16 protein-coding genes are annotated in these 13,509 nt (G+C 68.8%); 13 read left to right on the forward strand and 3 right to left on the reverse strand.

Features of this window, described 5'->3' with window-relative positions; genetic code table 11:
* Nucleotides 1–8 precede the first annotated feature (8 nt).
* The 8 genes from EZ242_RS06830 (at nt 9) to EZ242_RS06860 (ending at nt 6,325) form a co-directional block, all read left to right on the forward strand.
* Complete coding sequence (locus tag EZ242_RS06830; protein WP_135284399.1) at nt 9–902, forward strand: methyltransferase domain-containing protein; 894 nt, start codon at nt 9–11, stop codon at nt 900–902.
* Between the two features lie 122 nt (nt 903–1,024).
* Complete coding sequence (locus EZ242_RS06835; RefSeq protein ID WP_135284400.1) at nt 1,025–1,498, forward strand: DUF2244 domain-containing protein; 474 nt, start codon at nt 1,025–1,027, stop codon at nt 1,496–1,498.
* 55 nt (nt 1,499–1,553) lie between these two features.
* Nucleotides 1,554–2,711 (forward strand): cytochrome c oxidase subunit II, encoded by a 1,158-nt coding sequence (coxB, locus tag EZ242_RS06840; protein ID WP_135284974.1) that lies wholly within the window; start codon nt 1,554–1,556, stop codon nt 2,709–2,711.
* Between the two features lie 19 nt (nt 2,712–2,730).
* Nucleotides 2,731–4,410 carry a cytochrome c oxidase subunit I gene (gene ctaD, locus EZ242_RS06845; RefSeq protein ID WP_135284401.1) on the forward strand — a complete coding sequence of 560 codons (1,680 nt, stop codon included), beginning with the start codon at nt 2,731–2,733 and terminating at the stop codon, nt 4,408–4,410.
* Nucleotides 4,411–4,432: 22 nt separating this feature from the next.
* Entirely contained in the window at nt 4,433–4,576 is a 144-nt protein-coding gene (locus EZ242_RS21965; protein WP_167784678.1) for a cytochrome oxidase small assembly protein, read from the forward strand.
* Between the two features lie 19 nt (nt 4,577–4,595).
* The gene (locus tag EZ242_RS06850) at nt 4,596–5,183 is read left to right on the forward strand and encodes a cytochrome c oxidase assembly protein (protein ID WP_135284402.1); all 588 of its coding nucleotides are present in this window, start codon (nt 4,596–4,598) and stop codon (nt 5,181–5,183) included.
* Between the two features lie 17 nt (nt 5,184–5,200).
* Nucleotides 5,201–5,398 (forward strand): DUF2970 domain-containing protein, encoded by a 198-nt coding sequence (locus EZ242_RS06855; protein ID WP_420821238.1) that lies wholly within the window; start codon nt 5,201–5,203, stop codon nt 5,396–5,398.
* A gap of 45 nt (nt 5,399–5,443) precedes the next feature.
* Complete coding sequence (locus EZ242_RS06860) at nt 5,444–6,325, forward strand: cytochrome c oxidase subunit 3 (protein ID WP_135284404.1); 882 nt, start codon at nt 5,444–5,446, stop codon at nt 6,323–6,325.
* Nucleotides 6,326–6,386: 61 nt separating this feature from the next.
* Here the strand turns inward: EZ242_RS06860 and EZ242_RS06865 are convergent, their stop codons facing one another.
* The gene (locus tag EZ242_RS06865; protein WP_205960613.1) at nt 6,387–6,608 is read right to left on the reverse strand and encodes a twin transmembrane helix small protein; all 222 of its coding nucleotides are present in this window, start codon (nt 6,606–6,608) and stop codon (nt 6,387–6,389) included.
* A gap of 69 nt (nt 6,609–6,677) precedes the next feature.
* On the opposite strand from EZ242_RS06865, the gene EZ242_RS06870 reads away from it, so the two are divergent.
* From EZ242_RS06870 to EZ242_RS06890, 5 genes are read left to right on the forward strand one after another with little or no spacing between them, the layout of a single operon-like run.
* The gene (locus tag EZ242_RS06870; protein WP_135284405.1) at nt 6,678–7,349 is read left to right on the forward strand and encodes an SURF1 family protein; all 672 of its coding nucleotides are present in this window, start codon (nt 6,678–6,680) and stop codon (nt 7,347–7,349) included.
* Nucleotides 7,300–8,019, forward strand: coding sequence for an SCO family protein (locus EZ242_RS06875; protein ID WP_135284406.1), 720 nt, complete (start codon nt 7,300–7,302; stop codon nt 8,017–8,019). The genes EZ242_RS06870 and EZ242_RS06875 overlap by 50 nt, the downstream gene beginning before the upstream one ends.
* Nucleotides 8,016–9,158, forward strand: coding sequence for a COX15/CtaA family protein (locus tag EZ242_RS06880; RefSeq protein WP_135284407.1), 1,143 nt, complete (start codon nt 8,016–8,018; stop codon nt 9,156–9,158). The genes EZ242_RS06875 and EZ242_RS06880 overlap by 4 nt, the downstream gene beginning before the upstream one ends.
* Nucleotides 9,155–10,060, forward strand: a complete 906-nt coding sequence (gene cyoE, locus EZ242_RS06885; protein ID WP_135284408.1) for a heme o synthase — start codon at nt 9,155–9,157, stop codon at nt 10,058–10,060. Before EZ242_RS06880 ends, cyoE begins: the two co-directional genes overlap by 4 nt.
* A gap of 14 nt (nt 10,061–10,074) precedes the next feature.
* The gene (locus EZ242_RS06890) at nt 10,075–10,662 is read left to right on the forward strand and encodes an SCO family protein (protein ID WP_135284409.1); all 588 of its coding nucleotides are present in this window, start codon (nt 10,075–10,077) and stop codon (nt 10,660–10,662) included.
* Between the two features lie 4 nt (nt 10,663–10,666).
* On the opposite strand, the gene EZ242_RS06895 is transcribed toward EZ242_RS06890, so the two are convergent.
* Both EZ242_RS06895 and rpoH read right to left on the reverse strand, forming a co-directional pair.
* Nucleotides 10,667–12,373, reverse strand: a complete 1,707-nt coding sequence (locus EZ242_RS06895) for a sensor domain-containing diguanylate cyclase (protein WP_135284410.1) — start codon at nt 12,371–12,373, stop codon at nt 10,667–10,669.
* Nucleotides 12,374–12,441: 68 nt separating this feature from the next.
* Nucleotides 12,442–13,377 carry an RNA polymerase sigma factor RpoH gene (rpoH, locus tag EZ242_RS06900; protein ID WP_135284411.1) on the reverse strand — a complete coding sequence of 312 codons (936 nt, stop codon included), beginning with the start codon at nt 13,375–13,377 and terminating at the stop codon, nt 12,442–12,444.
* Nucleotides 13,378–13,509 lie beyond the last annotated feature (132 nt).

Here is a 13,509-nt window from a genome sequence, read left to right on the forward strand (position 1 = left end):
TCCCGCTCATGCCCGATCCGCGTCCTCCCACCCTCGACCCCGTCGCCGCCGCGCGCTGGCAGGCCAGGGCCCCGGCGCGCTCGCCGTGGTTGCACGAGGAGGTAGGCCGGCGCATGCAGGAGCGGCTCGAATGGATCCGCCTGCAGCCGGCCCGCTGGGCCGACTGGGCGCCCGTGCGCGGAGGCCTGCAGGCGCATGCCCTGGTGGCGCAGCGCTACGCGCAGGCGCCCTCGCTGGCGGTGGAGCCGCAGCCGCGCCAGCGCGAGGCGGCGCTTGCGCACTTCGCCGCGCCGTGGTGGCGGCGCTGGGGTGGCGCTCGGACGCAGGTGCTCGATGCGCTTCCGGACGCCTCGGTGCAGATGCTGTGGGCGAACATGGCGCTGCATTTCGACCCCGACCCGCAGGCCCTCATCGCGAGCTGGCACCGTGCGCTGCAGGTCGACGGCTTCCTGATGTTCTCCTGCCTCGGTCCCGACAGCGCGCGCGAGCTGCGCCGGCTGTATGCGGCGCTCGGCTGGCCGCCGGCCGGGCCCGAGTTCACGGACATGCACGACTGGGGTGACATGCTGGTGCACGCCGGCTTCGCCGAGCCCGTGATGGACATGGAGCGCCTCACGCTGACCTGGTCCGACGCGCGCGCCCTGCTCGCTGAGCTGCGCGAGCTGGGCGCCAACCTGCACCCGGGGCGCTTCGCCTCGCTTCGCGGGCGGCGCTGGCGCGAGCGGCTCGAGGCCGGGCTGACGCAGGGCCTGGCGACGTCCGACGGGCGGCTCGCCCTGGACCTGGAGATCATCTACGGCCACGCGCTGCGACCGCAGGCCCGGCCGCGCGTGGGCGGCGACGCCGCGGTGTCCCTCGAGGACATGCGTGGCCTGCTGCGCCAGGGGCGCCCCAGGGGATGAAGCCGGGGTTGCCGGTGTCGGAAGTCGACCACGGCGCGAGGGATTGAGCGTCCTGCGGCGCGGGGGTGGGGGGTGGGCGCACGCTACAATTCCGCGTTGATCTTGTGAGCGGCCACCGTACTATGCGGGGATATCGATTCGCCACGGTTCAGGGCCCTCGCATCCAGTGGGCCCTGAAGCGCAACTGTTCGATCTCCCCAGGTCAGCTGGCCTGGTTCTACGCCTCGCTGTGCGTGGTGTCCCTGGGCATCGCAACGTTCTTCTGGCTGCAAGGCGCGACATTGATCCTGCCTTTCGCCTGGGCGGAGCTGGCGGCCGTCGGCATCGCATTCCTGGTGTACGCCCGGCACGCGACCGACGGTGAGCGCATCACCCTGAGCGGCCCCCGGCTGGTGGTCGAGCTGGAGAATGCGGGGCGCCTGGAGCGGGCGGAGTTCCACCGGGACTGGGTCCGGGTGGAGCCGCGGTCGGACCAGCGCTCGCTGATCGAGTTGTCGGGCCGCGGGCAGTCGGTGCAGGTGGGGCGTTTCGTGCGCCCGGAGCATCGCACCGCGCTGGCCCAGGAGATCAGAAGGGCCTTGCGTGAGACCGCGTGAGGCGCGGCGCATCGAGGCGGCGGATTGTCATTGAGGTAGATACGAAGTGAAAACGATCAAGAGCATTTCCCGGTTGGCCTTGCTCCTGGCTTCCGGGGCCGGCTGCGGCGCTGCCCTGGCCCAGATCCAGGACCTGCCCGGTGGGCCGGCGGTGCGCCAGCTCAACCTGCATGACGCCGCCACCCGCATCGCGGGCGAGCAGGCCTGGCTGCACTGGTTCATGCTCATCACCTGCGTCGTCATCTTCGTGCTGGTGTTCGCGGTGATGTTCTATTCCATCTGGAAGCATCGCCGCTCGCGCGGCGCCAAGCCGGCCAACTTCCACGAAAGCGTCACGGTGGAGGTCATCTGGACCGCCATTCCCTTCCTGATCGTCATCGTCATGGCCCTGCCGGCCACCAAGGTGCTGGTCGCGGCCAAGGACACGAGCAACGCCGACCTCACCATCAAGGCCACGGGCTACCAGTGGAAGTGGGGCTACGACTACCTCAACGGCGAGGGTGCCGGCATCGCCTTCCTCTCGGCGCTGGATGCCAGCCATCGCCAGATGTCCGACGAGGGCGCCCGCGGTGTCATGCCCAACGACTACCTGCTCAAGGTGGACAACCCGCTGGTGGTGCCCGTGGGCAAGAAGGTGCGCATCATCACCACCGCCAACGACGTGATCCACGCCTGGGGCGTGCCGGCCTTCGGCGTCAAGCAGGACGCCATCCCCGGCTTCGTGCGCGACACCTGGTTCCGCGCCGAGAAGGTCGGTGACTTCTACGGCCAGTGCTACGAGCTGTGCGGCAAGGAGCATGCCTACATGCCCATCCACGTGAAGGTGGTGTCCCCGGCCGACTACAGCGCCTGGGTCGTGGCCGAGCAGAAGAAGATGGCCGCCCGCCTGGACGATCCGGCCAAGGTCTGGGAGCTCACCGACATCGCTGCCCGCGGCGAGAAGGTCTATGCGGCCAACTGCGCGGCCTGCCACCAGGCCAACGGCAAGGGCGCCGGTCCCATCAAGGCGCTCGACGGCTCGCCCCTGCTGCTCAACGCCGAGAAGAGCGCGGCCATCGACATCCTCCTGAACGGCAAGGGTGCCATGCCGGCCTGGAAGCAGCTGTCCGACACCGACATCGCCGCCGTGATCAGCTACACCAAGAACGCCTGGGGCAACAAGACCGGGCAGGTGGTTCAGCCCGCCGACGTGCAGGCTTTCCGCGCCAAGTAATTCCCCGAGGTAATCCAAGATGAGTGCAGTTCTCGACAACCACGCACACGGCGCCGACCACGCGCACGACCACCATCACGACCATCCGACGGGCTGGCGCCGCTGGGTGTACGCCACCAACCACAAGGACATCGGAACGCTCTACCTGCTGTTCGCGTTCTTCATGCTGATGTTCGGCGGCGTTCTGGCGCTGGGCATCCGCGCCGAGCTGTTCCAGCCGGGGCTGCAACTGGTCAACCCCGAGCTGTTCAACCAGCTCACCACCATGCACGGCCTCATCATGGTGTTCGGCGCCATCATGCCGGCCTTCGTGGGCTTCGCGAACTGGATGATCCCGCTGCAGATCGGCGCCTCGGACATGGCCTTCGCGCGCATGAACAACTTCAGCTTCTGGCTGATGGTGCCGGCGGGCGCGATGCTGGCGGGCTCCTTCTTCATGCCCGGCGGGGCGCCAGCGGCCGGCTGGACGCTGTATGCGCCGCTCACGCTGCAGATGGGCCCGTCCATGGACGCGGGCATCTTCGCCATGCACATCCTGGGCGCGAGCTCCATCATGGGCTCGATCAACATCATCGTGACCATCCTCAACATGCGCGCCCCGGGCATGACGCTGATGAAGATGCCGATGTTCTGCTGGACCTGGCTGATCACCGCCTACCTGCTGATCGCGGTCATGCCCGTGCTGGCCGGCGCCATCACCATGACGCTGACGGACCGCCACTTCGGCACCACCTTCTTCAACCCCGCCGGCGGCGGTGACCCGGTGATGTACCAGCACATCTTCTGGTTCTTCGGCCACCCCGAGGTGTACATCATGATCCTGCCGGCCTTCGGCATCATCAGCCAGGTCGTGCCCGCCTTCGCGCGCAAGCGCCTCTTCGGCTACGCCTCCATGGTGTATGCCACCTCGTCCATCGCCATCCTGTCGTTCATCGTGTGGGCGCACCACATGTTCACGACCGGCATGCCCGTGACCGGCCAGCTGTTCTTCATGTACGCGACCATGCTGATCGCGGTGCCCACGGCCGTGAAGATCTTCAACTGGATCGCCACCATGTGGCAGGGCTCGATGACCTTCGAGACGCCCATGCTGTTCGCGGTGGGCTTCATCTTCGTGTTCACCATGGGCGGCTTCACCGGCCTGATCCTGGCCATGGCGCCCATCGACCTGCTGCTGCAGGACACCTATTACGTGGTGGCGCACTTCCACTACGTGCTGGTGGCCGGCTCGCTGTACGCGCTCTTCGCCGGCTTCTACTACTGGGCGCCCAAGTGGACGGGCGTGATGTACAACGAGACCCGCGGCAAGATCCACTTCTGGTGGTCGCTGATCTCCTTCAACCTCACCTTCTTCCCCATGCACTTCCTGGGGCTGGCCGGCATGCCGCGCCGCTACGCCGACTACCCCATGCAGTTCTGGGACTTCAACGCCGTGGCCTCGGTGGGCGCCTTCGCCTTTGGCCTGGCCCAGGTGTACTTCTTCTTCTTCGTGGTCCTGCCCGTGATGCGCGGCAAGGGTGCGGTGGCGCCGCAGCGCCCCTGGAACGACGCCGACGGCAAGGGTGCCGAAGGCCTGGAGTGGGAAGTTCCTTCGCCGGCACCTTTCCACACCTTCGAGGTGCCTCCCCGCCTGGACGCCACGGCCACCCGCGTGCTCGACGCCCGCGTGCAGCCGAGCAACCCCGACGCGGTGCATTGAGCCTGAAAGACGAGCAGCCGCCATGGCACGTGACGACGACCCGCGCAACAACGCGGCGCCCGAAGAGCGGCGCAGGGGCAACCTGCGCCTGGGCCTGATCCTTGCGTCCATCGCGGCGGCCTTCTTCCTGGGCTTCGTCGCCAAGATGTTCCTGCTGGGTGGCTGAGCGTGACAGGAGTGCTGCAGTGAGCATCAGGCGCGAGAACCTTCGCATGGTCGGCAAGCTGGTCGTCGTGGCGGCCGGCATGTTCGCCTTCGGCTATGCGCTGGTGCCGATCTACCAGAAGGTCTGCGACGCGCTGGGCATCAACATCCTGGCCATCGGCGAGCGGCAGGTCCCGGGCGGATCGACGGCGCTGCCGAGCAACACCCAGGTGGACACCAGCCGCACCATCACCGTGGAGTTCGACGCCAATGCGCGCGGGCCCTGGGAATTCCGGCCGGCGCAGCGTTCCGTGCAGGTCCATCCAGGGCAGCTCACCACGGTCATGTACGAGTTCCAGAACGTGCAGAACCGGCGCATGGCCGCGCAGGCCATTCCCAGCTACGCGCCGCGGCAGTCCGCAGCGCACTTCAACAAGCTCGAGTGCTTCTGCTTCAACCAGTACACGCTCGAGCCGGGCGAGAAGAAGCAGTGGCCGGTGGCTTTCGTGATCGATCCGCGCCTGCCCAAGGACGTGACCACCATCACCCTGTCCTACACCTTCTTCGAGGTGGGCGCGCCGGTGCCCTCCGCTCCGAGTGCCGCCGCACCGGCACAGCCTCGGTCATGAGCCACAAGGTCGCTGCCATGGCTTCGCCGCGCAAGGGATCGATCCTCCAGACCGCCAGGGCCGTGGCCTGGGCGTTCCTGGGCGTGCGCAAGAACAGCGCCTACCAGCAGGACCTGGGGCGCCTGAACCCCCTGCACGTGATCGTGGTCGCACTCGTGGCTGCACTGCTCTTCGTGCTGGCCCTGGTGGGGCTGGTGCACTGGGTCGTGAATTGAATCTGAAATCGACATACAAGAACTTATCCGGAAGCAGGAGTTGAGATGAGTACCAGCGCCCACGGCACCACGCCGTACTACTACGTGCCCCAGCCGTCGCGCCACCCGGCGATGATGGCGCTGGGCCTGTTCTTCGTGATCCTGGGCGCGGGCCAGTGGATCAACGGGGTGGAGTGGGGGCAGTGGTCCCTGTACTTCGGCCTGGCCTGGGTTGCGGTGGTCCTGTTCCAGTGGTTCCGCGACGCCGTGCGCGAAAGCGAAGGCGGCTTGTACAGCCGCAAGATCGACCTGTCCTACCGCTGGAGCATGAGCTGGTTCATCTTCTCGGAGGTGATGTTCTTCGGCGCCTTCTTCACCGCGTTGTGGTGGATGCGGGCCCACTCGGTGCCGGCCCTGGGCGGCATCGACAACGCCGTCCTGTGGCCCGACTTCAAGGGCCTGTGGCCCACCGCCGCACCGGGCGTCACCGCCTCGCCGGGCAACATCATCGAGCCCTTCCAGACGATGACGCCGTTCTGGCTGCCCACCATCAACACCGCGCTGCTGCTGTCTTCGGGCGTGACGCTCACCATCGCGCACCACGCACTGCGCGAGAACCATCGCGGCAAGACCATCGCCTTCATGTGGGCCACCGTGATCCTGGGCCTGGTGTTCCTCTTCGTGCAGGGCTACGAGTACTACCACGCCTATGTGGACCTGAACCTCAAGCTCACCTCGGGCGCCTACGGCTCGACCTTCTTCCTGCTGACCGGTTTCCACGGCTTCCACGTGCTGGTGGGCATGCTGATGCTGCTGTTCATCACGCTGCGCCTCATGAAGGGCCACTTCACGGCCGATCGCCACTTCGGCTTCGAGGGCGCTGCCTGGTACTGGCACTTCGTGGACGTGGTGTGGTTGGGCCTGTACGTGCTGGTGTACTGGCTCTGATCGCCGCCGCACACGACAAGGGCCGCGAAAGCGGCCCTTTGTCTTGGTGCCCGGCGGCGGCTCAGCCCTGCAGGGGAATCCCGGTGGGGCGCAGGTATCCCAGTTTCCAGGCGACCAGGATGCACACGAACAGCAGGATCGAGAACCCGACGCGGAAGGCCAGCGCGCGTGCCATGTGGCTGCTCTTGGGCTTGTCGCCGCTGTCCTTCATCATGAAATACAGCGCCGCCCCCAGGCTGCCGATGATGGCCACGAAGGCCAGCGAGATCAGGAGAACTTTCATGCGAGGGATTATCCGGTGCGTGCCCTGAGGGCATGGCGCTTCTGGGCCGTGACCGTGGTCGCGCTGGCCATGGCCCTGCTCACCGCGCGCCTGGGCCTGTGGCAATGGAGCCGTGCCGGGGAAAAGCTGGCGCTGCAGGAGGCCATCGAAGCACGGGCATCGGCGCCGGCGGTGGACGCCCGCGAACTGGTCGGCACCGGCCCACCCGCGCTGCTGCACCGCACGGCCGTGCTGCGGGGCCAGTGGCTTGCGCCGCACACGGTGTACCTGGACAACCGCCAGATGCAGGGCCGCCCGGGCTTCTACGTGGTCACGCCCCTGCAGCTTGCCGATACCGATGCCGTGGTCCTGGTGCAGCGCGGCTGGGTACCGCGCAACTTCGCGGAACGCGAGCGGCTGCCCGAGGTGGCGACGCCGGCCGGCGAGGTCACCGTGCGGGGGCGCATTGCCCCGCCTCCGTCCAAGCTATACGACTTCGCCGGGGCAGGGCAGGGGCCCATCCGGCAGAATCTCGACCTCGCCGATTTCCGCGCGGAAACCCGCCTGCCGCTGCTCGAAGGCTCGGTGCAGCAGACCGGGCCGGCTTCGGAAGGCCTGCTGCGTGACTGGCCGGTGCCGGCCAGCGGGGCGGGCAAGAACTACGGCTATGCCTTCCAGTGGTGGGCGCTGTGCGCCGTGATCCTCTTCATGTATGTCTGGTTCCAATTCATCGCGCCTGGGCGCGCCAAGCGCCGTGACTGACCAACCGCTGGACCTGACGGTCCACTCCCTGCCCAGCCCGCAGGCCGCGGCCGACACCGATGCGCGGCGCACCCGCGCCGGCCGCTGGAAGATGCTGGCCGTGCTGCTGGTGTGCGCCGCGCCCGTGGTCGCGTCCTACTTCACCTACTACGTGGTGCGGCCGGAGGGGCGGCGCAACTTCGGCGAGCTGATCGAGCCCCAGCGGCCGCTGCCCGCCTGGAGCGCGACCACGCTGGCGGGGCAGCCCGTGCCCCTGCCGTCGCTGCGGGGCCAGTGGCTGCTGGTCACGGTGGCCGGCGGCGCCTGCGATGCGCGCTGCGAGAACAACCTGTACCTGCAGCGGCAGCTGCGCGAGTCCCTGGGCAAGAACATGGATCGCCTGGACCGCGTCTGGCTGGTGAACGACCAGGCGGATGTCCCCTCGTCGCTGCAGCCCGCGCTCGCGCAGGCGACGGTGCTGCGCGCCGACCCGCAGGCGCTCGCGGCGTGGCTGCAGCCCGCCCCGGGCCGGGACCTGTCCAGCCACCTGTACGTGGTCGATCCCATGGGCCACTGGATGATGCGCTTTCCAGCCGACCTCGACCGCGCCGGCGCCGCCAAGGCCAAGCGGGACCTGGAACGGCTGATGCGCGCCTCGGCCTCCTGGGACCAGGCGGGGCGCCCGCAATGAGCGAAACGGTGGATCTCTACAACCTCTCGCCCGCCCTGTGGCTCATGGGGCTGGGCGCGTTGATCGCGCTGGGCCCGCTCGCCTGGGTCTGGCTGCGCAACCGGGGCGCTTCCCCGGCCCAACGCCTGGCCGCGCTCACCGTCCTCACCCTGTTCCTCACCTTCGACCTGGTGCTGTTCGGGGCCTTCACCCGCCTGACCGACTCGGGCCTGGGTTGCCCGGACTGGCCCGGCTGCTACGGCAGCGCGAGCCCGAAGGGCGCGCATGCCGAGATCAGCCAGGCGCAGGCCGCCATGCCCACCGGGCCGGTGACGCACACCAAGGCCTGGATCGAGATGGTCCATCGCTACCTCGCCACCGGCGTGGGCGCGCTGATCCTCGCCCTGGCGGTGGCCACCTGGATGCGCCGGCGCGAGCTGCCCGTGAGCATTGCCTGGCCCGTGGTGACCCTCGTCTGGGTGTGCGTGCAGGGCGCCTTCGGCGCGCTCACCGTCACCATGAAGCTCAAGCCCCTCATCGTCACCCTGCACCTGCTGGGTGGCCTGGTGCTGCTGGCCTTGCTGTGCCGGCAAGCCGTGACGTATGCGCAGGCGGCGTCCCGCCGGCCGCTGCCCATGGTCTCGCCGGGCCTGCGCGGCGCGCTGCTGGCCTGCTTCGCGCTGTTGTGGCTGCAGGTCGCACTGGGGGGCTGGGTCAGCACCAACTACGCCGTGCTCGCCTGCCGCGACTTCCCCCTCTGCCAGGGCCAGTGGTGGCCTGAGATGAACTTCCGGCAGGCCTTCGAGCTGTGGCGGCCCCTGGGCATGACGGGTGCCGGCGAGCCGGTCGAGTTCGCGGCGCTCACTGCCATCCACTACACGCACCGGCTCGTCGCCTACGTGCTGCTGCCGCTGCTGCTGGCCCTGGGCTGGGCGCTTCGGCGGGCCGGGCTTGCACGCCAGGGCGCCTGGATGATGGGCCTGGCCTTGTGGCAACTGCTCACGGGCCTGAGCAACGTGGTCCTGGGCTGGCCGCTCGTGGCCGCCGTCGCGCACACGGGCGGCGCCGCGGCCCTGGTGGTGGTGTTCACCTGGACCGCCTGCGCCTGCCGCGCACCGCAAGCGCTGGCGCCGCGCCACGCGCGGGAGCTGCGCGCATGAACGCCGTGCCGTCTCCACCGGGCGCGCGCTCCATGAGCCGCTTCGCGCAGTTCCACGCCCTCACCAAGCCGCGCGTGGTGCAGCTGATCGTCTTCTGCGCGCTGATCGGCATGGTGCTGGCCGTGCCGGGCCTGCCGACCCTGGCCGAACTGCGCGTTGCCGCGCTGGCCTGCCTGGGCATCTGGCTCGTGGCGGGCGCCGCCGCCGCCTTCAACTGCCTGGTGGAAAAGGGCATCGACGCCAAGATGCGGCGCACCGCCTGGCGGCCCACGGCCAAGGGCGAACTGTCGGACCTGCAGGCGCTGCTCTTTTCCGCCGGGCTGTGTGCGGCGGGCTCCTGGCTGCTGTATGCCTGGGTCAACCCGCTGACCATGTGGCTCACCCTCGCCACCTTCGTGGGCTATGCGGTGGTCTACACGGTGATCCTCAAGCCACTCACGCCGCAGAACATCGTGATCGGCGGCGCCTCGGGCGCGATGCCGCCGGTGCTGGGCTGGACGGCCATGACCGGCGAGGTCGGCCCGCAGGCGCTGATCCTGTTCCTGATCATCTTCCTGTGGACGCCGCCGCACTTCTGGGCCCTGGCGCTGTACCGGGTGGAGGACTACCGCAAGTCGGGCCTGCCCATGCTGCCCGTGACGCACGGCAACGAGTTCACGCGCCTGCAGATCCTGCTCTACACGCTGGTGCTCTTCGCCGCCTGCCTGCTGCCCTTCGCCTACGGCATGAGTTCCTGGCTGTACCTGCTGGCCGCCGTGGTGCTGAGCGGGGCGTTCTGCGTCTATGGCTTCCGGCTCTGGCGCGAATACTCCGACGCGCTGGCCCGCAAGACCTTCCGCTTTTCCCTCATCCACCTGAGCGCGCTGTTCGCCGCCCTGCTGGTGGATCACTACCTGTTCTGAGACCCGGACTCGTGATGCAACGCCGAACTCTTCTCTCCTGCCTGCTCGCGGCCGGCGCGCTCGCCGCCTGTGGCGAACCGAAGCCGCAGTTCAAGGCCGTCGACATCACCGGCGTGGATTACGCCCGCGACTTCCGCCTGAGCGACGCCCAGGGCCAGGCGCGCAGCCTCGCCGACTTCAAGGGCAAGGCGGTGGTGGTCTTCTTCGGCTTCACGCAGTGCCCGGACGTGTGCCCCACCACCATGACCGAGCTGGCCGAGGCCAAGCGCATGCTCGGCGCGCAGGGCGAGAAGGTGCAGGGTGTCTTCATCACCGTGGACCCGGAGCGCGACACGCCCGAGGTCCTGCGCGGCTACATCGCCAACTTCGACCCGAGCTTCGTCGCCTTGCGCGGCAGCCTGGCCGAGACCGAGCAGGTCGCCAAGGACTTCAAGGTCTATCACAAGAAGGTGGAAGGCAAGACGCCCGGCAGCTACACCATGGACCACACGGCCGCCAGCTTCGTCTTCGATCCGCAGGGCAAGCTGCGGCTCTACACCCGCTACGGCACCGGGCCCGAGGCCCTGGCCCACGACCTGAAGCTGCTGCTGCAGGGAGCGTGAGCCTCTAGAAGTTCAAAGGCCGGATGGCCCGGCGCGGCTCGGCGCGCATGGCGTTGCAGGCCTCCTCCAGCCAGCGCAGGCACCGGCTGGAGTCGAGCTCGTGGTCCGGCAGCAGCGTCACGGCGACGTGGAATTTCAGCGTGGTCGCGGGGGGCAGGGCGCTGGCGTGCTGCAGGCCCTGGGCGACGATCTGCTGCGCGCGGGACATGGCCACTTCACCCGTGGTGGGTCCTTCGAGCAGCAGGGCGAAATCACGCTCGCCGATGCGGGCGGCCAGGTCGATGTCGCTGGCCGCGCTGCGCAGGATGGAGGCGGCCACCAGCAGCGCGCGTTCGGCCGTCGCGCGGCCGAACTCGTAGTCCAGCGCGTCGTGGTTGGTCAGGCGCACGGCCAGCACGGCGCACTGGTGGCGCTGGCTGATGGCCCGGCGCAGCGACTCGTCGAGGCGGCGCAGCAGGGTGTCGCGGTCGCACAGGCCCGTCAGCGTGTCGGTGTGCGTGAGCTGCGCGGCCCGCAGCCCCGGCTCGCGGCGCCGATGGGCGCGCCGGCTCAGGGCGTAGTAGGTCAGGGGCAGTTGCAGCGCCGTGCCGAAGGTCAGGCCGTGGCGGGTGAGCAGGCCTTCGGGCAGCAGGCCGAGGACATAAGCGATCGGGAGCAGGGCGCCCACGATCGTCGGGACGAAGGCCGCCACCATGAGCCCCAGGTAGGGATCGCGGCCGCGCCGCCAGGCGAGCACGAGCAGGCCGCCGGCCAGCGGGAGGGTCGCTCCCAGCAGCAGGGCGACCAGCGTGGCGCTGCCCCGCGTGGCGATGAAGCCATTGAGGGCCGTGGCGCCGAGCAGCGCCGCGATCAGGCCCCAGGTGGCCAGGTCCAGCAGACGCGAGAAGCGGGCCGGCCCGGTGAGCACCTTCACGAACCAGAGGCAGGCGGCAACGGCGCAGCCCGGAACGACCAGGTGGGCCATGGCGTTCCAGTGCGGCCAGTCGGTCCACAGGTGCTGCGCGCCAACCCCCAGGTAGACCAGTTGGATCGCGACGATGCCGGCCAGGTAAACCGCGAAGGCGCCGAAGTTGCGGTCACGCCAGACGAGGGCCGCGACGACCGAGGCGGCCGCCAGGAACACCAGCACGCCGAAGTACCCGCCCAGCGTGAACTGCTCGAAGGCACGCAGCTCCAGCACGGCCGACTGGCTGTAGAAGTGCAGCGGCAGGCTGACCTCGGAACGCTCCCGCAGCACGCGCACCCAGTAACGCGTGCTGCCGTCCGAAGGAGGCGCCAGCTCGAAGGTGGGAAGGCGCCCCGGCACCGACCAGTCCTCCGTCGAGAGCGTCTGGCCGGCCGATTGGGTCACCCAGCGGCCATCGGGGCGGCGGTAGTGCAGCTCGATCAGGTCCACCGAGGGGTGCATCAGCACCAGGTACCAGCGGCTGTCCGGCGGCGTGGCGGCATCGAACTGCAGCCACAGGGCCTTGCCGTCGATCCGGTGCTGGCGTTGCGGCTGGAAGGGCTCCCAGGCCAGGCGGGAGGCGCCAGCGGCGATCTCCTCGGCGGTGCGGTAAGCCTTGTCGTCGATCCAGGCGAGCGCGCCGGGCCCGAGGGCGCTTGCGTCGCTGCTGCGCTCCAGGCGCAGCGGTGAAGGCGTCTGTGCGCTGGCCGTGGAGCCGATCCACGCCACGAGCAGCACCAGCGCCAAGCACCTGAAGAAGTTCACGCCCGCATTGTTGCCGCAAAAAAGCCCGGAAGCTCTTCCGGGCTGGGTTGGGTGTGGCGCCGGTGCGATCAGGCGAAGGCGGCCAGGGCCTTGCGCATCTTCTTCATGGCGGCACCCTCGATCTGGCGGATGCGCTCGGCCGAGACGCCGTATTCGGCGGCCAGTTCGTGCAGCGTCATGCCGCCCGAGCCGTCGTCGTTGACCCGCAGCCAGCGTTCTTCAACGATGCGGCGGCTGCGCGGATCGAGCTGCTCGAGTGCGCTGGCGATGCCGTCGGTGGCCAGCACGTCGCGCTGGCGCGACTCGATCATCGAGGTCGGCTCGTGGCTCGCCTCGGTCAGGTAGGTGATGGGGCCGAAGGCCTCGTCGCCATCGTCGGAAGGCGAGGGGTCCAGCAGCACGTCGCCACCGGCCATGCGCGTTTCCATCTCGATGACTTCCTCGCGCTTGACGTTCAACTCGCGGGCCATCACCTCGATCTGCGCGTCGGTGAGGGTGTCGCGGTGGGTCTGCGCGCCGGCGTCGTCCTTGAAACCCTGCTTCATGGAGCGCAGGTTGAAGAACAGCTTGCGCTGGGCCTTGGTCGTCGCGACCTTGACCATGCGCCAGTTGCGCAGGATGTATTCGTGGATCTCGGCCTTGATCCAGTGCAGCGCGTAGCTCACCAGCCGCACGCCCTGGTCGGGGTCGAAGCGCTTGACGGCCTTCATGAGACCGATGTTGCCTTCCTGGATCAGGTCGCCGTGGGGCAGGCCATAGCCCAGGTATTTGCGGGAGACCGACACCACCAGGCGCAGGTGCGAAAGCACCAGCTTCCCGGCGGCCTCCAGGTCGTTGTCGTCCCGCAGCTTGCGCGCGTACTCCTGCTCTTCCTCAGGTGTGAGCATGGGCAGGCGGTTCACGGCAGAGATATAGGCGTCCAGGTTGCCCAGCGAGGGCACCACGGCCCAGGGGTTGGACACCGCCAGCGCGGTGCCGGAAGCTCCAACTGCGGAAGTGGACATGCCGAAGAGTCCTTTCGTCGTGTGCGTCGTCATATTAGCACTCGATTGGAGGGAGTGCTAAGCCGCAAGTTCCACGGATCGCGAAACGAGGCCCGCACGGGCGTCGGGGCGGCCGAGCGCCGCGCGCACAAT

The sequence above is a fragment of the Ramlibacter rhizophilus genome, assembly GCF_004681965.1.
Lineage (GTDB): Bacteria > Pseudomonadota > Gammaproteobacteria > Burkholderiales > Burkholderiaceae_C > Ramlibacter > Ramlibacter rhizophilus.